Below are 20,104 nucleotides of genomic sequence, written 5' to 3'. Positions count from 1 at the left end.
TAATTTACAGCATTAACACTCGTAAATAGGAATTCAGATGAAAAAACAAACATTATTAGGGACAGCCATACTCTCGTTAATGCTGATGCTTTCAGGTTGTCAGTCGGCTTATTATTCGGCAATGGAAAAAGTAGGTGTCCATAAACGTGACATCCTTATTGATCGCGTTGAAGAAACGAAAGACTCACAACAAGAGTCGCAAGAAGAATTTCAATCAGCACTCGAGCGTCTAACTACTTTAATTAATTTCGATGGTGGTGAGTTGCAAGACGCTTACAATCAACTTAATGACGATTACGAGTCGAGCTTAGCGGCGGCAAATGAAGTATCAAGTAACATAAATAAAGTAGAAGATGTTGCTGATGCGTTGTTTGATGAGTGGAGCGATGAGTTAGAGCAATACAAGAGCGCCTCACTTAAGCGTCAAAGCAGTAAAAAACTAGCTGCAACTCAGCGCCAATTTAGCCAATTACTTCGCTCAATGCGCAGCGCTGAGAGCAAAATGGAGCCAGTATTATCGTCTTTACAAGATAACGTGCTTTACTTAAAACATAACTTAAACGCACAAGCGGTAGCCGCTATAAAAGGTGAGTTTACTAACCTTAAGCGTGATATTCAGTTACTCATGAATGACATGAATAAGTCGATTGAAGACTCAAATAAATTTATTGAGCAAATGAATACCGTGGGCTAATTACTATAAGTCCGTTTAATAAGCCTACTAAATTGTAGGCTTTTTTATTGTTACTTTTTGTTACCTTTAAGCTCTTCGTTAATCCGCTGTTGTTGTTATACTTTTACAAAATAATAATAATTAGAACAGTAAAATGAAGTTTAAAGCTATCACCCTAATACTTGCATGCACAATGCTCAGCGCCTGCCAAACAGCTAACCATGTTGAAGTTATTGCAGGGGAGCAAACCATTACCCCGCTACATAAAGATGGCGAGCGAGAAGGACGCTTTCATAACCTCTACCCCGGGAAAAAAACTTACCCGACTACCTGTGAAAGCAACTGCTACCCAACTAGCCCAAAACTACAATGCGAAAAAGACAGCGAAAACTGCCAATTTATTGGTGAACAACTGCCCATTAATTTAAATACTGGCTTTAGCTTACGCTGGCTGGGACACGCTGGGTTTATGATCCGCACGCCTAACGGACAGCAAGTGTTACTCGATCCTGTAAAAGAGCAGTTTGACTCACCTGTAGATTTAGCATTTAGACTAGCCTCTGGGTTTTACCGACAGCCCGGCGATTGGCTCACAGATAGTGAACTGAAAAACTTAGACGCTGTGATGTACTCGCATATTCATTACGATCACTTTAATAAAGCAGATATAGAAGAGATCGGTAATAAACCTCGCTACTTAACACCACTAGGCATGGCCGACAACTTCCCCACAGGCGGGTTTAATATTAGTGAAATGGCGTGGTATGCAAAAACAAATATTGGCGATTTAGCTATCCATGCCTTGCCTGCTCATCATTTTAGCAGTCGTGTATTAGTGCCCTTTATTTACGAAGACAACGATAAAGACTTATGGAATGGCTGGCTACTTGAACAAAATGGCAGCTCCTTATTTTTTGCAGGCGACACTGGCTATTCAAAACACTTCAGCGATATACAGCAAAAATATGGCGATATTGATGTGTGCTTAATGCCTATAGCTTCTTACTACAGCGAAGACAACCCTAAATGGTATCGTTACGTTCATACAACCCCAGAAGACGCTCTAACAGCAGCACAAGAACTTAACTGTAAAATAATGATACCTTGGGGATACGGTAACTCATCATGGAAAATGGGCGACCACACTAGCCATTCAGCCTTACTGCGTTTATTGTATATGCACAAAAAAATGGACTCGAAAATCCCCCTGCATATTTTAAATGAAGGTGAGAGTATTAAACTTTAATCAGTCATTTACAAACTTAGTAATAACCTCTCTGCTGAACTATGTTTAATTAACTAAACAGTGTGGAGGTTTTATGTTTCTTGTACGACTTATTTACGCCAGCAAAATAAGTAGTGATTTTGGGCCTGAAGATATAGAAAATATTTTACAAAGTGCTAGAACCTATAATGTAAAAACAAACGTCACCGGCATGTTATGTTTTAGCAATGATTACTTTTTACAATGTCTGGAAGGCTCTAGAACCGCTGTAAATAATACCTACCAACAAATATTAAACGATAAACGTCACCATAATGTAATTATGCTCAACTATACCCAAATTCCTGAAAGAGAGTTTGAAAAATGGTCAATGGGCTATGTACCGCAATCTAAGCTAACCGAATCACTGAATCTCAAGTTTTCAGGCTCCATTGATTTTAATCCTTTTAAAATGTCTGGAGAAAGTGCGCATTTATTAATGCTCGCATTAAAAGACAGCATAGCAGGCACAATCAGTTAGTATAAAAATAGACTACGAGATTGTTTTTAATAGCTATTTAAGCCAAGCTAAATCATCCTTAATTGATGAGATGACTAATGAAAAAAACACTACTTGCTTTTAGCTTACTTTTTACCCAGCCACTCATGGCTATTAACGTTAGTCATACACCAACAGCTATTACTATTGATGGGGTTTCTGAAAGTGCATGGGACAAAGCCACTTGGCATAATATGCCATACTTAATGGACGGCACCCTACCAGACTCAGACAAGGATTTTAAAGGTCGCTATCGTCTTTTGTGGGATGAAAACTACTTGTATTTACAAGCAGACATTAGTGATGATGTGCTTATTGATACTCACCCAGATCCAACGGATAAATACTGGGACGATGATGCCTTAGAAGTGTTTATAGATAGTGACGCATCTGGCGGTAATCACCAATTTAACCATACAGCATTTGCTTATCATATTGGCCTTGATAACCAAGCTGCCGATTATGGGCCTGATAAAAAAGCGCATTTATATACCGACCACTTAGTTAGTAACTGGAAACGCAATACCACTGCGCCCTATAACATCACGTGGGAAGTGGCGATAAAACTCTACCCAAACGATTTCCAACAAGGCGCACAAAACACTCCGCTTAAATTAACTGAAAAACAAGTTATTGGCTTTATGCTCGCATATTGCGATAACGATGGCAGTGAAACACGCGAGCATTTTATGGGGTCACACGAAGTACAACCAGTAAATGGCGACAGAAATCGTGGCTTTATAGACGCAGACGTATTTGGCAAAATCACCTTACTACCAAAAAAGTGATGTAAGTTAGCGAACTGGCCTTTTTGTTGGGTTGAGCGCAACGAAACCCAACAAAAAGGCGCTTTGCATAATCGACAGCTTTAAGCCCTTCCTCTTTTACTTCTCATTCTCTTTGTGTAAATATTTTTAAGTGAATTTTTTACAAAGAGGGTAAGAGGCGCTGCGCTTTTAGAGCTTAATACTGATAACTAAAAACTGAAAGCTTCTCTTACTTTAAAAACAAAAAAGCCGCTGTATCTTTCAATACAGCGGCTTTTAAAATCATTGTTCTAAATTAATAGATTATGACTTAGGAGCACGACCCGCACGTTTACGCTCATTTTCAGTTAAATGACGCTTACGAATACGAATGTTCTCAGGTGTTACTTCTACTAACTCATCATCAGCAATAAACTCAAGCGCTTGCTCAAGTGAATAGTTAAGTGCTGGTGTTAGTGTTTGTGCTTCATCTGTACCAGATGCACGAACGTTAGTAAGTTGCTTACCTTTAAGTGCGTTAACTGTAAGGTCGTTATCACGGCTATGAATACCAATAACCATACCTTCATAAACTTCAACACCGTGACCGATAAATAAACGGCCGCGCTCTTGTAAGTTAAATAGTGCGTTAGTAAGTGCTTTACCAGTTGCGTTTGCAATCATTACGCCGTTCTTACGAACACCTAGCTCGCCACCTTTGTGCGGACCGTAGTGATCGAAAGTATGGTAAAGTAAACCAGAACCCGACGTTAATGTCATGAACTCAGTTTGAAAACCGATTAAGCCACGGCTTGGGATCATAAAGTCCATACGCATACGGCCTTTACCATCTGGTGCCATGTCAGTAAGTTCACCCTTACGAAGACCAATTTGCTCCATGATAGAACCTTGGTGCTCTTCTTCACAGTCAATAGTTAGTGTTTCATACGGTTCTTCTAACACACCATCAACAGTACGTAAGATTACTTCTGGACGAGATACAGCAAGCTCGTAACCTTCACGACGCATGTTCTCGATTAAGATACCTAGGTGTAATTCACCACGACCTGATACACGGAAGCTATCTGGGTTATCTGTATCTGCAACACGAAGTGCTACGTTATGTACTAATTCCTTGTCTAAACGCTCACGAATATTACGTGATGTTACAAACTTACCTTCTTTACCACAGAAAGGAGAGTTGTTTACAGAGAACGTCATTGTTACTGTTGGCTCATCAACACTTAATGGTGGTAATGCTTCAACGTTGTTAGGACAACAAAGCGTATCTGAAATCTTAAGCTCGCCTAAACCTGTTACTGTTACGATGTTACCAGCGTAAGCTTTATCAGTTTCAATACGCTCAAGGCCTAAGTAACTTTGTACTGAACCAATCTTACCATTACGAGTTGTGCCGTCTGCACTGATAACCGTAACTTGTTGGTTAGGTACAACAGAACCACGTTTAATACGACCAATACCAATTACACCCTTATAAGAGTTGTAATCAAGCTGTGAAATCTGCATTTGGAAGTCACCTTCAGGATCTGCATCCGGTGGTGATACTTCGTCAACGATCATCTTGAACATAGGTTCCATGTTATCTGATGCTTCGTCTAAATCTAATGTAGCCCAACCATTGATTGCTGATGCGTAGATTACTTTAAAATCTAACTGCTCATCAGTTGCGCCTAGGTTGTCGAATAAATCAAAGATTTGATCCATAACCCAATCAGGGCGAGCACCTGGCTTATCAATTTTATTGATAACAACGATTGGCTTTAAGCCTTGCGCGAATGCCTTTTGCGTTACGAAACGCGTTTGTGGCATTGGGCCTTCTTGAGCGTCAACAAGTAGTAGTACTGAGTCAGCCATCGAAAGTACGCGTTCAACTTCACCACCGAAGTCGGCGTGTCCAGGAGTATCTACGATATTGATATGGTAATCATTCCAAGATATAGCGGTGTTTTTCGCTAAAATGGTAATACCACGTTCTTTTTCAATGTCGTTTGAATCCATCACGCGCTCTTCATTACCGCCGCGTGTTTCTAATGTACCTGATTGCTCAAGTAGTTTATCAACCAGTGTTGTTTTACCGTGGTCAACGTGGGCGATAATTGCTATATTTCTTAACTTTTCGATACTCATATGTTCACTCAGAGAAATTGATCTCATTGATCCTGCAGGGGGCTATACGTACTCACCTGCGCTTTCACGAGATGTCCCAGCATAGGATTTAAAAGGGCGCATATTATCCCCTATAAATGGAATGGATGAAAGTTTATCCAAAATAAAATTTCAAACTTTCGCAATAAAATAATTAACCCTTTGTTTTAAAATAATTAATTTTGATGATTAATTTTTATAAATTTATCTCAAAAGGTGGTTTTGAGTTAATTTAAAGCGACTTTACTGCGTATTTTGCATTTTCTTTGTGTTAGTCTAAGGTGATTAATTTGCAAGCAATTATGACTATGTAAATGTTGCACCTTTTTGGAATTATTACGCACCAAAATAGTGCTTAATCTATATCACCTTTATGTTGTTTATATATTTTTACATAAAAAACAATAGATTATAATAGTGGCATAAAATCAGCTTGTTAGTATTTAAAGTATCTAAGCAGCAATAATAAAACCCAATAGTTGGAGGACACATGTCACAATCGGTTTTAGATTTTATTAAAGAAAATGACGTTAAGTTCATTGATTTACGCTTTACTGACACAAAAGGTAAAGAGCAACATGTTTCTATTCCTCATCATCAAGTTGATGAAGACTTTTTTGAAGATGGAAAAATGTTCGACGGTTCTTCAATTGCTGGCTGGAAAGGCATTAATGAATCAGACATGGTGTTATTACCTGACGCAGATTCAATCAAGCTTGACCCTTTCACAGAAGAAACAACGCTAATCGTTCGTTGTGACGTGGTTGAGCCTTCTACATTACAAGGTTATGAGCGCGACCCACGCTCAGTAGCTAAACGCGCTGAAGAGTACATGCGCTCTACTGGTATTGCTGATACCGTTTTATTTGGTCCAGAGCCAGAGTTTTTCGTATTTGACGACGTTAAATACAAGTCTGACATGTCAGGCTCAATGTATAAAATTGATTCTAAGCAAGCAGCTTGGAACTCAGATAAAGAATATGCAGATGGCAACACAGGCCACCGTCCAGGTGTTAAAGGCGGTTACTTCCCAGTTGCACCTGTTGATGATTTCCAAGATTGGCGTTCTGCAACGTGTTTAGTTCTTGAAGAGCTAGGGCAAGTTGTTGAAGCACATCACCACGAAGTGGCGACTGCCGGTCAGAATGAAATCGCAACTCGTTTTAACACTATGGTATTAAAAGCAGACGAAATCCAAGAAATGAAATATGTTATACACAACATGGCTCATTTATACGGAAAGACAGCAACCTTTATGCCTAAGCCTGTTGTTGGCGATAACGGTTCAGGTATGCACTGTCACCAGTCTTTAGCTAAAGACGGCGTAAACTTATTCGCAGGTGATAAGTACGGCGGTCTTTCTGAAGACGCGCTTTACTACATTGGTGGTATCATCAAACATGCTAAAGCAATCAACGCTTTTGCTAACGCGTCAACTAACTCGTACAAACGTTTAGTACCCGGCTTTGAAGCACCGGTAATGCTTGCATACTCTGCACGTAACCGTTCAGCATCAATTCGTATTCCAGTGGTTCCATCTGCAAAAGGTCGTCGTATTGAAGTGCGCTTCCCAGATCCAACTGCTAACCCATATCTTGCATTCTCAGCAATGCTTATGGCTGGCCTTGACGGAATTAAAAACAAAATTCACCCTGGCGATGCGATGGATAAGGATTTATACGACTTACCAGCTGAAGAAGCAGCAGAAATTCCAACAGTGGCAGCCTCATTAGATGAAGCACTAGCGGCATTAGATGCAGACCGTGAGTTCTTAAACCAAGGTGGCGTATTTACTAACGACCTAATCGATGCTTACATTGCACTTAAGTCAAAAGAAGTTGAAAAACTTAACATGACAACTCACCCAGTTGAGTTTGAAATGTACTACAGCTGTTAATTTATTAACCGATAAATAATGTGTGTTTTAAGCCCGCTCTGCGGGCTTTTTTTATGGTAAATTTAACGGTTCTACACTAAAGTAAAGTATGTTTTAACAATGCAGGTTAGCAGGATGATAGGTAAGGTTTTATTGCTATTAATAGCTTTAATATTAAGCCTTAATAGCCATGCGAATAATAAAAAAATTTACGCATGGAAAGATAAAAATGGTGTACTGGTTTTTTCAGATACCCCTCAACCTGGTGCTAAAGAGGTAAAACTCACTAGCCAACACTTCAACATGCCTGCAACAAATACTGATATTCTTGATACTTCACCAACTAAAACAGCGGTAAAGTTTAAAATTAGCATTACATCACCAGAGCCCAACCAAGCTATAAGAGAAAACACCGGCTCTGTATATGTTTCAACTCAGATTGCGCCTCGGTTTGAAGCTGGATTTACCATTGGTTTATTTTTAAATGGCGTTGCCATTGGTGAACCTAGTGACACCACTACGCTGGCGTTAAGAGATGTAGAGCGCGGGCAACACACATTACAAGTTAAACTTTATAATCAACAAAACCAGGTAATTGCAACTAGCCCTGAAAGTGTATTTTTTATGCATCGCAAAGGCCTTAATATAGGTCGGTAATTGCAGTTAAGTACGCACAATTAGCGTATATTTTACTAAAAACCTTGCCTACCTCCCCAGGCGCACTAAAATGGTGCAATAATGATTAACAAAACACATTTTAGCCCAGAGCTACTAAATATAATTTGGCAAAACCAAACCACCGCCCTAATGTTACTTGATGAGAGCTTTACACTCATTTACGCCAACACCAGTGCCAGTGAATTACTTGGCTTAGGCGAAAAGCGCTTACCAGGACAAGCGTTCGATGATTTATTTAATTACCATTCTATAGACTTAAAACGTATTGCACAGTATTCGCTAGTTGACGGTGTAGACTGCCACCAGCATAGAGCTGACGTGGTATTCATCGATTCTCGCCATGCAAAGTTAGCGGTAAGCACACGACGAATAAAGCATAACGATACTTTTTATATTTTATTTGAATGTCGACAAACTGATGACGAAATAAAGCACGATCAAGTCTCAAATCAAATGCATCAATACCAAGCTGCACGTAACTTAATTCGCGGTTTAGCTCATGAAATTAAAAACCCACTGGGTGGAATTCGCGGGGCGGCGCAATTATTGCAATATGAAGGTGATCAGCAAGAAAGAGATCAATGTGCAGAACTGATAATTGAACAAGCCGATCGATTGCGTGAATTAGTTGATAGACTCCTTGGGCCTAATCAGCTGCCGCAAAAATCGTATGGCAATATACATCAAACATTAGAGTCGGTTGTAAAACTCAGTACCTTAGATAACAACCGCGATATTCGGTTAGTGAAAGACTACGATCCAAGTATTCCTGATGTTTATATTGATCAGAGCAAAGTTCAACAGGTAGTGCTAAACATTGTGCGTAATGCACAACAAGCATTGATAGATGGTGGCGAAATAAAAATAAAAACGCGGATTAATTACCAGCATCGTCGTCCTGGCAAAGCCCCTAAAAAGGCACTACTTATTCAAGTAATGGATAACGGCCCAGGTATTGATGCTAATTTACGCGACACCTTATTTTACCCTATGACTACCAATAAAGAAGGTGGCTCGGGACTTGGACTATCTATAGCGCAAACCTTGATTGATCAACATGATGGCTATATCGAATGTGATAGTTGGCCGGGACATACTGAATTTAATATTTATCTGCCGTTTACAGATTAATACTTTGGAGTTTGCATGAAAACAGCTTGGCTTGTAGATGATGATGCCTCAATTCGCTTTGTACTAGAAAAAGCACTGACTCGCGCAGGGTTTGAAGTAGAAAGTTTTGCAGATGCACAAAACGTACTTAACGCGCTAAAATTTAGTCAACCTAGCGTGTTGATTTCCGATGTGCGAATGCCTGGTATGGACGGTATGGCGTTACTTGAGCTAATAGCAGAGCAAACGCCAGGGCTACCTGTGATCATTATGACCGCCCACTCAGACCTTGATTCAGCCGTTAATGCATTCCAAAAAGGCGCATTTGAGTATTTGGCCAAGCCATTTGATTTAAATGAAGCGGTTGCACTGGTGGAAAGTGCTTATCGAGCTAATTCAACTAAAAAAACGAAACGTAAAAGCGCGCCCCCCAAAAGCGCCCATATTATTGGTGAGGCCCCTGCTATGCAGGAAGTGTTTCGTGCCATAGGTAAACTCTCAGCATCGAGCATGAGCGTACTGATCAATGGTGAGTCAGGTACTGGTAAAGAGTTGGTTGCCAGTGCTTTGCATAACCACAGCCCGCGTAAAGAAAACCAATTTATTGCCCTAAATATGGCCGCCATCCCTAAAGAATTAGTTGAATCTGAATTATTTGGCCACGAAAAAGGCGCTTTTACTGGGGCTGATAGCGTGCGTAAAGGTCGCTTTGAACAAGCGAATGGCGGTACCTTATTTTTGGATGAAATCGGTGATATGCCACTGGATGTGCAAACGCGGTTATTGCGCGTATTAGCCGATGGCGAATTTTATCGCGTAGGGGGTCATCAAAGTATAAAAGTAGATGTACGCATTATTGCTGCCACCCATCAAAACTTAGAAGAGCTGGTAAAGCAAGGTAAGTTTAGGGATGATTTATTTCATCGTTTAAACGTGGTTCGCCTACGTTTACCTGCTTTACGCGAGCGCCCTGAGGATATAGAGCGCCTAGCGCTACACTTTTTACATAAAAGCGCAAAAGACCTGCAAGTAGATAGCAAAGTATTAAGCCCTAAAGCAATTAAACAATTGTGTTTATTTAATTGGCCTGGGAATGTTCGTCAACTTGAAAACACCTGCCGCTGGTTAACCGTTATGGCGCCTGGAGAGCTGATTGGTGAGCAAGATTTACCTCCTGAAATTATTGATAATACCGCCGCAACCCAAGAAGGCGATTGGCTAGATTCATTTCAGCAGTGGCTTAATCAAGAGTTTAAACAAGGTAAAGAAAATATTTGGCCGGATATTCAAGCCCAGCTAGAAACCCGCTTAATAAAAACAGCACTGGCTAATTGTTCTGGCCATAAGCAAGAAGCTGCCGTAAAAATTGGTTGGGGTCGTAATACGTTGACCCGAAAATTAAAAGAGCGCAATATTAGCTGATATTTTATAAGACTAGCGTCCTAGGTTATTTATGAAGTTAATTGAGAACATCCCTTTGTTTAAGCAAATGGAAATTATAAATCGCTTAGATTTTTTTAAAGAGTTCACACTCAATGAGCGCCAGATTTTGCTTGAGTCGTTTGGTTTACTCTATTTAATAAATAAAAATCAGTTTTTATTTAAAGAGTTTGATAACGACAAGCGACTGTTTATTGTGCTCAGTGGATCTTTAATGGTGTTTAAACACAGTCATCTACTGGAACTGGGCAGTATAGAGCCTGGTGAATTTATTGGTGAAGGTGCATTTATTAATAACCGAGAGCGCAGTATTAATGCACGCGCTAAGGAAAGCGCCATAGTACTGGCAATAACTGCCGATGCCCTTACCCGCCTACCTAATGTCATACGCGAAAAAATTAAAGACCGTATTATTGAAGGCATGAGCCTGCGCATTGCAAAACTCTCGGAGCACATAGAAGAGCACGGTTAACAGTTAACTTAATCCATATAAACAACCTGCATTGAGCAATTAAGCCAACTTGGCTGATTTACATGAGCTGTTATGGTATATGTGTCTGATGGTTTGTCGCCAAAAGGAGTCTTAACCAATGGCTGTGAATGAGTATAAGTTTGTGAATAATTGCTGTAGTAAATAACTAAATAGCCGTATAAATATTCCCATTTCAATATGACTTTTGCGCCGCTGATTAATGTGAACTCAGCATGTTGATCAGTAAAGGTTACGACTAGGTCATTAAACTCATCTTTTTCGCACTGGGTTGTTCGCAACCGAGAAGGCATGGTAAAAGCGTCATCCGCATTAGTATTTTTTAGATAAAAGCCAATATTACCATCACCATAAAAGTGATTTGCGCGTGTGGTGTAGCTAATTTCGGGTTGATAGCCTAACCCCTGCATAATAGTAGCTAACTGCTCTGTTTCTTGGCGTAAAATTCTATCATTTGATAATAGTAAAGTAGCTACGCCAAATTCCCGAGGAATGTCATGCTCAACATATTCGTAAGGTAGGGATTGTGTTTTGAGTGCGGCCTCTAACTGCTGGCGCTGTGAGTCCGATAAACCTTTACTAAATATATACACTGTAGGCTGTTGGCATGCACTCAACAATAGCATGAGTGCACACGCTAAAATTCCATTTTTCATTATCACCCCCGTTGATTACAAGTGTAGTCTAAAGGAGTGATTTAAAATCGCAACTTAATTTATTTGGCTGTTTAACCTGAAGTCTGGTTATTTAGCCATGCATCGACACTCTGACGTTTGTACAGCACTTCATTAAATAACCGATGACGCTCAAATACTAGCTCACTTTGTTTGGTTTTAAGCCCGCTAGTTAGCTGGCTATGGGTATCGTTAAACTTAGAGATAACTGAAAAGCCACGTTCAGTGTCTTCTTTTACCTGTTGTGCTAGATGCGCTCTTACATCATCAGCGGTTAACAGATCTGAATGCTCTAAGCCCATTAGCTCTTTTTTCATCGCTAATCTTATGCCCATGTTTTACTCCATTATTTATATTCAATCTCTTATACGGCCGATATTGGCAATTAGCGCGCCAATGTGTAATTTTTTTCGCGAGAAGCTTAACCCTGAATTACTTCAGTTTTTTTAAAGACTATAAAAAGAGATACAAAGTTTCATAAAAAATCACATAATCAACTCACCTAACAAGCTCACTTTGGTGCAAAATAGCCACTGAGCCTTTATACTACAGCTAATACCACCCCCACTGAGAAACATGATGAACGAAGAATATATAGAAGTTGAGTTAGAAGAAGAGCCTATAGAGCTGTGCAAATTATTAAAGGTATTAGATCTTGTTGAAGGTGGTGGTCAAGCAAAAAACCTAATTAGCGAAGGCTATGTCGGTGTTAACCATGAAATTTGTACAATCAAACGGAAAAAATTATACAGCGGTGATGTACTTGCATTTGATGGCGAGTTGTTTCAATTAACGTTAAGTGAAGATGCCACTCCAGCAGAACGTCCAGTTATTGATGAAACAGTTACAGCAGAAAAAGCCGCGCCAGTAGCAACAACAGAGCCGGCTAAAAATAAACGCAAACGCACTCAAAAGCCTAAAGTTGATGAAAAAACGGGTCGTCGCCCTATTTCATTTGGCTAGGGCCTGTTGACCTTTCAAGGTTAAATTTGCAGCAGTCTGTTTGGTATTTAGGCAAGGCAGAGCCTATGTGGTGTGGTTATTCCACATAAATAGGCGATAACGCAGCATCAATGCCAAACAGGCGCTGCCCGAAGGATTCTGCCTAGGGGCGATTTACTCTTTGTTGCTCGGTTTTTACTTAGCCCACTAGGTTACAAACCTCGCGCCGCGATTAAACCGCCCCTAGTTTGAACAAATTTTAATCCGCAAAGGTCAACAGACCCTAATTTACTTAAGTTATATGTGTTATTAAAAGCCAGTTTGCATCACTGGCTTTTTTATTCTTTAATAGAATATCAATAATAAAAAATAGATGCTTACATGTCAGAAAACACCTCAAACCGCTGGATAAAACCCGTACTTATTACCGCCTTATTATGGAACATATTAGGTATTCTTGCATTTTTCATGCAGCTGTTTCTCTCTCCAGAGATGATAAGTAAACTACCTGAAGAACAACAACTTGCTTATAACAGCCAACCTCTATGGGCTACTTTAGCGTTTGCTATTGCTGTATTTGGCGGCGCATTAGGATGCGTACTTTTGTTATTCAAAAAGTCACTAGCCAGATTAACATTAATAATCTCTTTGGCAGCGGTTTTAGCTCAGCAATACTATAATTTTATGATTATTAATAGCATCAACTTGTTTGGTATTAGCGCTATTTTTATGCCTATTGCAGTCACCATAATTGCGATTGCATTGGTGTATTTAAGTTTCCATTTAAAACAACAGGACTACTTTAAATAGCACTTTTTTGAGTTTAGCTTTGTGGCCAATTATTACTCAGAGTATCCCTTGAATTTTAACTTTTGGCCTTCATCTCTATTTAAATAACGACCAAAATAAATTATACAATATGGTATTTTTTATCATGGTACACACTTTGCAAATCACTACAGAGGTCACTTTTACAAGAATATTAATCTAATTTATTGAAGGGACAAATAATGAAAAATAGTTTCGACACCCAACAACAGCTCACTATCAATGGCGAGCAGTATCATATCAACTCGCTCATGGGACTTGGCGATAAAGCCAAACGCCTGCCTTTCTCGTTAAAAGTATTGCTAGAAAACTTACTACGTAACGAAGATGGTGTGAATATTAAAGAACAAGATATTCAGGCCTTATTAGATTGGGATCCAAAAGCGAAGCCCTCTGCCGAGGTGGCTTTTACTCCAGCCCGCGTAGTAATGCAAGATTTCACTGGTGTCCCTGCAATTGTTGATTTAGCTGCCATGCGTGATGCAATGGAAAAACTCGGTGGTGATCCTGCAAAAATAAACCCGCTTTCTCCTGCAGAGCTGGTAATCGATCATTCGGTGCAAGTGGATGGCTACGGTAAAGATGGCTCATTCGACTTAAATTCAAAATTAGAATATGAGCGTAACAAAGAGCGTTACGAATTTTTACGTTGGGGACAAACCGCATTTGATAACTTAAAAGTTGTACCACCTGCAACCGGTATAGTTCACCAAGTGAATTTAGAGTATTTAGCCCGCGTAGTATTTAATGATACAAAAAACGGCAAATCGTTAGCCTACCCAGATACACTAGTCGGTACAGATTCTCATACAACGATGATTAATGGTTTAGGCGTACTTGGTTGGGGTGTGGGCGGCATTGAAGCCGAAGCCGCCATGCTTGGCCAACCTATTAGCTTGCTTATTCCACAGGTTGTGGGTGTTAAATTAAATGGTCGCTTACCTGAGGGCACTACAGCAACCGATTTAGTACTTACTGTTACTGAAATGCTGCGTAACCACGGTGTGGTAGGTAAGTTTGTTGAGTTTTATGGTGACGGCCTTGCCGATTTGCCACTTGCCGATAGAGCAACTATCGCTAATATGGCGCCAGAGTATGGCGCAACCTGTGGTATTTTCCCTATTGATGATGAAACGATTAATTACTTACGCTTAACTAATCGCGATGAGAAGCAGCTCAAACTAATTGAAGATTACGCTAAACACCAAGGCTTATGGCGTAACGATGGCGACGAAGCACATTATACCGATAAGCTTGAACTAACTTTAGATGATGTTGTGCCTAGCCTAGCAGGCCCTAAACGCCCGCAAGATAGAATTACTTTGGATAAAGCCGGCAAGGTTATTGGTCAGCACTTAAAAGACTTTCAAGACGAGCGTATGGCACGTCGTGATAAAAGCGATGAAGAGCAAGCGCGTATTGAAAGCGAAGGTCCTACTATCAACCCTGATGAGCCTACCGATGAAGCGCAGTTTATGGGCGCAGCAAAAGTAAACTTTAATGGAGAAGAATTTGAGTTAAATGATGGTGCCTGTGTTATTGCTGCAATTACTAGCTGTACAAACACATCTAACCCAAGTGTTATTTTAGCTGCCGGTTTAGTAGCTCAAAAAGCACGTCAGTTAGGTATTAATGTAAAACCTTGGGTTAAAACTTCACTTGCACCAGGTTCTCAGGTGGTCACCGATTACCTTGAAAAAGCAGGGTTGATGGATGACTTGGATGCGCTTGGCTTTAATTTAGTTGGTTATGGCTGTACCACATGTATTGGTAATTCAGGCCCACTTGCCGATGAAATTAGTGAGGCGATTCAAAAACACAAATTAGTTGTAAGCTCAATTTTATCGGGTAACCGTAACTTTGAAGGGCGCATACATCAAGATGTTAAAATGAACTTTTTAGCGTCTCCTCCTTTAGTGGTTGCCTATGCCATAGCGGGTAGAACCGATATTGATGTTTACAACGAGCCACTCGCGCAAGATAAGCATGGTAACGATATTTACCTTAAAAATATTTGGCCGAGCGTTAAAGAAGTAAGTGAACTAGTAAAAAGTACGGTAACTAAAGAGATGTTCGAAAAAAGCTACGCCAATGTTTACGATGGCGACAGTCGCTGGCAAAAAATTCAAATACCTGATGGTAAACTTTACGATTGGGACGGTGCTTCGACTTATATCAAAAAAGCCCCCTTCTTTGATGGTATGAGTGTTGAACCACCAGGTATTCCAACTATTGAGGGTGCGCGTTGTTTAGCTAAACTGGGTGATTCGGTGACTACTGATCATATTTCACCAGCAGGCGCAATTAAGGCAGAGGCACCCGCAGGGCTTTACCTACAAGAAAATGGGGTTGAAAAAGTACAATTTAACTCTTATGGTTCACGACGTGGTAATCACGAAGTAATGATGCGCGGTACATTCGCTAATGTGCGCCTTAAAAACTTACTAGCCCCTGGTACCGAGGGCGGTGTTACCCGCACTCAACCTGATGATAAGCTAGAAAGTATTTATGACGCGGCAATGGCATATCAAGAAAGTGGAACACCACTAGTGGTTCTAGCAGGTAAAGAGTATGGTACCGGCTCTTCGCGAGATTGGGCTGCAAAAGGGTCATTATTACTCGGTATTAAAGCTGTGATAGCACAAAGCTATGAGCGTATTCACCGTTCTAATTTAATTGGTATGGGCGTACTTCCTTTACAATTTAAAGAAGGTGAAAGCCATGAATCACTAGGCTTAACTGGGCAAGAGCAATTTGATATTCAAGGGTTATACGATAAAACCGACGAAGTCAGTGTAATTGCCACTAACAGTGAAGGTAAACAAGTTAGCTTTAGTGCCGATGTGCGTATTGATACTCCGAAAGAGTGGGATTACTACAAACATGGCGGTATTTTACAGTACGTACTGCGCAATATGCTTGACTAACAACTTAAAACGAAAATGCAGCCCGGCTCAGTAATGAGCTGGGCTTTTTTATATTATTAATGGATGCTTGCGCTAAATCAATGCCGCTTTATAAAGATTACATACACTAAGAAGACACGCTGCGCAGAGGTCGCTATGTCTTCAATTGTAATAATAAGACTACTTAAAACATCGATTTTGCTTGGATTGTGCTTAATAGTGACAGGCCATGGTTTAATTGTATCGAGCTACTTTACCAACCAGTTCGGCATTAAAGGTATTATTACTGCAGCTGCCTGTATTGCAATTGGCGTACTTTTATCGTTGCCCACAAAAATATACTTAACTATATTATTAGGGTCTGTTGACCTTTGCGGATTAAAATTCGTTCAAACTAGGGGCGATTTAATCGCGGCGCGAGGTTTGTAACCTAGTGGGCTAAGTAAAAGCCGAGCAACAAAGAGTAAATGGCCCCTAGGCAGAACCCTTCGGGCAGCGCCTGTTTGGCATTGATGCTGCGTTATCACCTATTTATGGGGAATAACCACACGACATAGGCTCTGCCTTGCCTAAACACCAAACAGACTGCTGCAAATTTAACCTTGAAAGGTCAACAGACCCTAGTGGAAGCAGAAAAGCGTTATTTGAAGACACAGCAAAAACACCCCAAAACTAAAAGCTGCTAAAACTTTCGACCTCTTTACTGCGTTGCTCTATTCTCTTTTTAGCTTTTTCAGCATCTTCAAACAGCTTATTAATTGATTCACTGTTGTATATCGCTGGTGCTCGCTGAGGAAAAGGCTTTACTGCTGATTTAGCACTGCCACTCAAAATGGCGGTATCTTCTGCAACCACGACATTAATATCGGCGGGGTTAAGCTTTACCACTTCGCTTTTACCATTCTTGTTTGGTACATCTGAGAAATGCCATTGTCCTTGCTCGTCTTGCCATTTATAAATTGGCTTAGGAGTTTCTGTCTCAAAGTTAGCCGCTGTGGTGATCGCTGAGGTAATGCTATCTAACGCACCAGATGAAAGCGCTACCATTTCATTTTTAATCTCTGCTGATTCACTGTGAATAACAGAGGTACTTAACCAAGGCTGGCCATTTGGCTTTTTTATAAAAAATAATAAGACTACAGCTAATATCATCACTGACATTGCTAAATAGGTGAAGTATTTCATAGCGTTCCTGCTGTGTGTTTAATCCATCATCACAACCAATATAATAAAAAAGAACCAATTCAGCAAATATTAAACAACAAAAAACGCAGCAAAGGCTGCGTTTTTTTGATTTTATAGCTTTGAATTATAATATAATTAAATACCATCTCCATCTATATGTAAGCCACACTCACGGTTCAAGCCAAAAAAGCGGGTTTCCTCTTCACTCATGCCGGGCTCTAATTTACGCGTGGTATGTATATCCCCCATCGACACATAACCCTGCTCCCATAATGGGTGGTATGGCAAATTGTGCTTTGTTAGATACTGATATACATCGCGATTATTCCATTCAATAATGGGATATACTTTTACCGTGCCTCGGCTTATTTCTAGTACTTGCTTTTCAGCACGGCTTGAGGATTGGTCTCGACGTAGGCCACTAAACCAAGTGCTCGCATTTAGCTCCTTTAAAGCGCGTGTCATTGGCTCTACTTTATTAAGCTGGTTGTATTGCTTAATACCTGCCTCACCTAGCTCCCATAATTTTCCAAATTTAGCCTCTTGCCATGCAGGGCTCAGCTGCGCTTTATACACTTTTAAGTTAAGTGATAACTGCGAAGTCATTTGCTCTATAAACTGATAGGTTTCTGGAAATAAGTAGCCAGTATCTGTTAATACCACAGGTATATCTGGGCGCTGTGCAGTCATTAAATGCAACATAACTGCAGCCTGAATACCAAAGCTCGATGATAAAAACGCAGTGTCAGGCAAATTTTCAAGTGCCCATGCAACGCGCTGCTCTGCGCTCATGTCAGCCAGCAAACCGTTCGCATCAGCTAACATAGCCTGTTGGCTTTGCTTATCTAGCTGTAATATGTTTTTAAATTCACTCATGGTCAACTTTAAACCTCACCAGCGCTTTGCGCTGCTTTTAAATTATGCGTAAAAATCGGTAACGGATACTTTTACTTCTGCAACAATACCCTTGCGAATAACAAAATCACCAAAGCATTCGCTATCATTACGTTCACTAACCCATTGCCCAATGAGTTTATCGAATGCTTCTAAGTAAACCTCTTCGCCAACGTTTTCAAGGTAAAGCTTTGGAATACGTGTGCCCTCAGTGTTACCACCTAAGTAAACGTTGTACTTACCTGGACCTTTGCCGACCAAGCCTGCTTCTGCTAGCATGGCACGACCACAGCCATTCGGACAACCAACTACACGCATAATAATGCTGTCATTTGGCACCCCGTGTTTGGCTAATAAGCCTTCTATTTTTTCAATTAAACTCGGTAAGTAACGCTCAGCTTCGGCCATAGCTAATGGGCAAGTTGGCAATGCCACACACGCCATTGAATTTTTGCGTTGCTCAGTGTCCTTATCGTCAATCAAACCATGATTGCGGGCTATTTCTTCAATTACTGCTTTTTGATCGGCCGGTACACCGGCAATAATTAAGTTTTGATTTGCCGTCATGCGAAAATCACCTTGATGAATTTCTGCAATTTTGCGACACCCTGTTTTAAGCGGCTTATCTGGGTAGTCTAAAATACGACCGCTTTGAATAAATAAGGTTAAGTGGTACTTACCATCAATGCCTTCTACCCAACCAATACGATCCCCTCGGTGAGTAAACTCATAAGGGCGGCTTGGTGCAAAGCTCACACCCGCACGTTTTTCAACTTCGGCTTTAAATACATCAGTACCAACACGATCAAGGGTATATTTAGTTTTTGCATTTTTACGATTTGAGCGGTTGCCCCAATCACGCTGAACAGATACCACGTGCTCAGCAATTTTTAACGTATCTTCTAGGCTAATAAAGCCAAAGTCGTCCGCTTTACGTGGGTAGGTTGCTGTATCGCCATGGGTCATCGCCAAACCGCCGCCTACTAGCACGTTAAAACCAACGAGTTTGCCATCCTCAGCAATCGCCACAAAGTTTAAATCGTTAGCATGTACGTCCACCTCATTATTAGGTGGGATCGTCACTGTAGTTTTAAACTTACGCGGTAAATACGTTGAACCTAAAATAGGCTCTTCTGTAGTTTCAGATTTTTCGCCATTAAGCCAAATTTCAGCGTATGCCTTCGTTTTAGGTAATAAGTGTTCAGAAATTTTTGCCGCCCACTCGTAGGCCTCTTGATGTAACTCAGACTCAACCGGATTGGTAGTACATAACACATTACGGTTAACATCACCGGCAGTGGCAATAGAATCAATTCCAACACTATTAAGCAATTGGTGCATACTTTTAATTTCAGGTTTTAATACACCATGAAACTGAAATGTTTGGCGAGTAGTTAAACGAATACTGCCATAACTGGTTTTATCACCAGCAAATTTATCAATTGCAAGCCATTGCTCTGGCTTAATAATACCGCCAGGCATACGTGCGCGTAACATCACATTATGCAATGGCTCTAGCTTTTGTTTAGCACGTTCAGGACGGATATCGCGATCATCTTGTTGATACATGCCGTGAAAACGAATTAACTGGAAATTATCGGCGGTAAAACCACCGGTGATCTCGTCTTTTAAATCTTGCTCTATAGTGCCACGTAAAAAGTTGCTTTCTCTTTTCAAACGCTCGTTATCAGAAAGCTTTACGTTTTTATCTTGTTCGCTCATGTTTAATCCTA

At 40.4% G+C, this 20,104-nt stretch carries 19 protein-coding genes; 13 read left to right on the top strand and 6 right to left on the bottom strand.

Features of this window, described 5'->3' with window-relative positions; translation table 11 throughout:
• Positions 1-37 precede the first annotated feature (37 nt).
• The 4 genes from AC0VZ5_RS01065 to AC0VZ5_RS01050 all read left to right on the top strand — a co-directional run bounded on the left by AC0VZ5_RS01065 (position 38) and on the right by AC0VZ5_RS01050 (position 3,224).
• Entirely contained in the window at positions 38-694 is a 657-nt protein-coding gene (locus AC0VZ5_RS01065) for a DUF2959 domain-containing protein (protein WP_138606715.1), read from the top strand.
• Between the two features lie 133 nt (positions 695-827).
• Complete coding sequence (locus AC0VZ5_RS01060; protein WP_138606717.1) at positions 828-1,919, top strand: MBL fold metallo-hydrolase; 1,092 nt, start codon at positions 828-830, stop codon at positions 1,917-1,919.
• Positions 1,920-1,992: 73 nt separating this feature from the next.
• Positions 1,993-2,418 carry a BLUF domain-containing protein gene (locus AC0VZ5_RS01055; RefSeq protein ID WP_138606719.1) on the top strand — a complete coding sequence of 142 codons (426 nt, stop codon included), beginning with the start codon at positions 1,993-1,995 and terminating at the stop codon, positions 2,416-2,418.
• Positions 2,419-2,495: 77 nt separating this feature from the next.
• Positions 2,496-3,224 (top strand): CBM9 family sugar-binding protein, encoded by a 729-nt coding sequence (locus AC0VZ5_RS01050; RefSeq protein ID WP_464710505.1) that lies wholly within the window; start codon positions 2,496-2,498, stop codon positions 3,222-3,224.
• 282 nt (positions 3,225-3,506) lie between these two features.
• Here the strand turns inward: AC0VZ5_RS01050 and typA are convergent, their stop codons facing one another.
• On the bottom strand, positions 3,507-5,330 hold the full coding sequence (typA, locus tag AC0VZ5_RS01045; protein WP_464711465.1) for a translational GTPase TypA: 1,824 nt from the start codon (positions 5,328-5,330) through the stop codon (positions 3,507-3,509).
• A 508-nt stretch (positions 5,331-5,838) separates the two neighbouring features.
• On the opposite strand from typA, the gene glnA reads away from it, so the two are divergent.
• From glnA to AC0VZ5_RS01020, 5 genes are all read left to right on the top strand, one after another.
• Positions 5,839-7,245, top strand: a complete 1,407-nt coding sequence (gene glnA / locus AC0VZ5_RS01040) for a glutamate--ammonia ligase (RefSeq protein ID WP_010392004.1) — start codon at positions 5,839-5,841, stop codon at positions 7,243-7,245.
• A 114-nt stretch (positions 7,246-7,359) separates the two neighbouring features.
• Positions 7,360-7,881 carry a DUF4124 domain-containing protein gene (locus AC0VZ5_RS01035; RefSeq protein ID WP_198522393.1) on the top strand — a complete coding sequence of 174 codons (522 nt, stop codon included), beginning with the start codon at positions 7,360-7,362 and terminating at the stop codon, positions 7,879-7,881.
• A gap of 81 nt (positions 7,882-7,962) precedes the next feature.
• Entirely contained in the window at positions 7,963-9,033 is a 1,071-nt protein-coding gene (glnL, locus tag AC0VZ5_RS01030) for a nitrogen regulation protein NR(II) (RefSeq protein WP_290169264.1), read from the top strand.
• Between the two features lie 15 nt (positions 9,034-9,048).
• The gene (ntrC, locus tag AC0VZ5_RS01025; RefSeq protein ID WP_475473828.1) at positions 9,049-10,434 is read left to right on the top strand and encodes a nitrogen regulation protein NR(I); all 1,386 of its coding nucleotides are present in this window, start codon (positions 9,049-9,051) and stop codon (positions 10,432-10,434) included.
• A 31-nt stretch (positions 10,435-10,465) separates the two neighbouring features.
• On the top strand, positions 10,466-10,924 hold the full coding sequence (locus tag AC0VZ5_RS01020) for a Crp/Fnr family transcriptional regulator (RefSeq protein ID WP_475473826.1): 459 nt from the start codon (positions 10,466-10,468) through the stop codon (positions 10,922-10,924).
• Between the two features lie 8 nt (positions 10,925-10,932).
• Here AC0VZ5_RS01020 and AC0VZ5_RS01015 read toward each other — a convergent pair whose 3' ends face one another.
• The gene (locus tag AC0VZ5_RS01015; RefSeq protein WP_475473824.1) at positions 10,933-11,598 is read right to left on the bottom strand and encodes a hypothetical protein; all 666 of its coding nucleotides are present in this window, start codon (positions 11,596-11,598) and stop codon (positions 10,933-10,935) included.
• 71 nt (positions 11,599-11,669) lie between these two features.
• Positions 11,670-11,951 (bottom strand): hypothetical protein, encoded by a 282-nt coding sequence (locus AC0VZ5_RS01010; RefSeq protein ID WP_008108379.1) that lies wholly within the window; start codon positions 11,949-11,951, stop codon positions 11,670-11,672.
• Between the two features lie 244 nt (positions 11,952-12,195).
• Between AC0VZ5_RS01010 and AC0VZ5_RS01005 the strand changes: the two genes are divergently transcribed.
• The 4 genes from AC0VZ5_RS01005 (at position 12,196) to AC0VZ5_RS00990 (ending at position 16,721) form a co-directional block, all read left to right on the top strand.
• Positions 12,196-12,579, top strand: a complete 384-nt coding sequence (locus tag AC0VZ5_RS01005) for an RNA-binding S4 domain-containing protein (protein WP_475474744.1) — start codon at positions 12,196-12,198, stop codon at positions 12,577-12,579.
• Between the two features lie 360 nt (positions 12,580-12,939).
• Complete coding sequence (locus tag AC0VZ5_RS01000) at positions 12,940-13,368, top strand: hypothetical protein (protein ID WP_475473821.1); 429 nt, start codon at positions 12,940-12,942, stop codon at positions 13,366-13,368.
• Between the two features lie 200 nt (positions 13,369-13,568).
• Positions 13,569-16,313, top strand: coding sequence for an aconitate hydratase AcnA (acnA, locus tag AC0VZ5_RS00995; RefSeq protein WP_475473819.1), 2,745 nt, complete (start codon positions 13,569-13,571; stop codon positions 16,311-16,313).
• Positions 16,314-16,448: 135 nt separating this feature from the next.
• The gene (locus tag AC0VZ5_RS00990; protein ID WP_075170856.1) at positions 16,449-16,721 is read left to right on the top strand and encodes a hypothetical protein; all 273 of its coding nucleotides are present in this window, start codon (positions 16,449-16,451) and stop codon (positions 16,719-16,721) included.
• 243 nt (positions 16,722-16,964) lie between these two features.
• Here AC0VZ5_RS00990 and AC0VZ5_RS00985 read toward each other — a convergent pair whose 3' ends face one another.
• The 3 genes from AC0VZ5_RS00985 to cysI form a co-directional block, all read right to left on the bottom strand.
• Entirely contained in the window at positions 16,965-17,477 is a 513-nt protein-coding gene (locus AC0VZ5_RS00985) for a DUF4124 domain-containing protein (protein ID WP_475473816.1), read from the bottom strand.
• A 135-nt stretch (positions 17,478-17,612) separates the two neighbouring features.
• Positions 17,613-18,353, bottom strand: a complete 741-nt coding sequence (locus tag AC0VZ5_RS00980) for a phosphoadenylyl-sulfate reductase (RefSeq protein ID WP_178954591.1) — start codon at positions 18,351-18,353, stop codon at positions 17,613-17,615.
• A 42-nt stretch (positions 18,354-18,395) separates the two neighbouring features.
• Complete coding sequence (gene cysI, locus AC0VZ5_RS00975; RefSeq protein WP_475473814.1) at positions 18,396-20,093, bottom strand: assimilatory sulfite reductase (NADPH) hemoprotein subunit; 1,698 nt, start codon at positions 20,091-20,093, stop codon at positions 18,396-18,398.
• Positions 20,094-20,104: the final 11 nt, after the last annotated feature.

It is taken from the genome of Pseudoalteromonas sp. QJM3NY_12, assembly GCF_056173165.1.
Note: the sequence above shows the minus strand (reverse complement) of the source record. Positions and strands in the feature narration are given on the sequence as shown.

What these genes read in the sequence shown, in the direction of transcription:
- AC0VZ5_RS01065 (WP_138606715.1), top strand. Translation starts at nt 38, where the DNA reads ATGAAAAAACAAACATTATTAGGGACAGCCATACTCTCGTTAATGCTG.
- AC0VZ5_RS01060 (WP_138606717.1), top strand. Translation starts at nt 828, where the DNA reads ATGAAGTTTAAAGCTATCACCCTAATACTTGCATGCACAATGCTCAGC.
- AC0VZ5_RS01055 (WP_138606719.1), top strand. Translation starts at nt 1,993, where the DNA reads ATGTTTCTTGTACGACTTATTTACGCCAGCAAAATAAGTAGTGATTTT.
- AC0VZ5_RS01050 (WP_464710505.1), top strand. Translation starts at nt 2,496, where the DNA reads ATGAAAAAAACACTACTTGCTTTTAGCTTACTTTTTACCCAGCCACTC.
- typA (WP_464711465.1), bottom strand. Translation starts at nt 5,330, where the DNA reads ATGAGTATCGAAAAGTTAAGAAATATAGCAATTATCGCCCACGTTGAC.
- glnA (WP_010392004.1), top strand. Translation starts at nt 5,839, where the DNA reads ATGTCACAATCGGTTTTAGATTTTATTAAAGAAAATGACGTTAAGTTC.
- AC0VZ5_RS01035 (WP_198522393.1), top strand. Translation starts at nt 7,360, where the DNA reads ATGATAGGTAAGGTTTTATTGCTATTAATAGCTTTAATATTAAGCCTT.
- glnL (WP_290169264.1), top strand. Translation starts at nt 7,963, where the DNA reads ATGATTAACAAAACACATTTTAGCCCAGAGCTACTAAATATAATTTGG.
- ntrC (WP_475473828.1), top strand. Translation starts at nt 9,049, where the DNA reads ATGAAAACAGCTTGGCTTGTAGATGATGATGCCTCAATTCGCTTTGTA.
- AC0VZ5_RS01020 (WP_475473826.1), top strand. Translation starts at nt 10,466, where the DNA reads ATGAAGTTAATTGAGAACATCCCTTTGTTTAAGCAAATGGAAATTATA.
- AC0VZ5_RS01015 (WP_475473824.1), bottom strand. Translation starts at nt 11,598, where the DNA reads ATGAAAAATGGAATTTTAGCGTGTGCACTCATGCTATTGTTGAGTGCA.
- AC0VZ5_RS01010 (WP_008108379.1), bottom strand. Translation starts at nt 11,951, where the DNA reads ATGGGCATAAGATTAGCGATGAAAAAAGAGCTAATGGGCTTAGAGCAT.
- AC0VZ5_RS01005 (WP_475474744.1), top strand. Translation starts at nt 12,196, where the DNA reads ATGAACGAAGAATATATAGAAGTTGAGTTAGAAGAAGAGCCTATAGAG.
- AC0VZ5_RS01000 (WP_475473821.1), top strand. Translation starts at nt 12,940, where the DNA reads ATGTCAGAAAACACCTCAAACCGCTGGATAAAACCCGTACTTATTACC.
- acnA (WP_475473819.1), top strand. Translation starts at nt 13,569, where the DNA reads ATGAAAAATAGTTTCGACACCCAACAACAGCTCACTATCAATGGCGAG.
- AC0VZ5_RS00990 (WP_075170856.1), top strand. Translation starts at nt 16,449, where the DNA reads ATGTCTTCAATTGTAATAATAAGACTACTTAAAACATCGATTTTGCTT.
- AC0VZ5_RS00985 (WP_475473816.1), bottom strand. Translation starts at nt 17,477, where the DNA reads ATGAAATACTTCACCTATTTAGCAATGTCAGTGATGATATTAGCTGTA.
- AC0VZ5_RS00980 (WP_178954591.1), bottom strand. Translation starts at nt 18,353, where the DNA reads ATGAGTGAATTTAAAAACATATTACAGCTAGATAAGCAAAGCCAACAG.
- cysI (WP_475473814.1), bottom strand. Translation starts at nt 20,093, where the DNA reads ATGAGCGAACAAGATAAAAACGTAAAGCTTTCTGATAACGAGCGTTTG.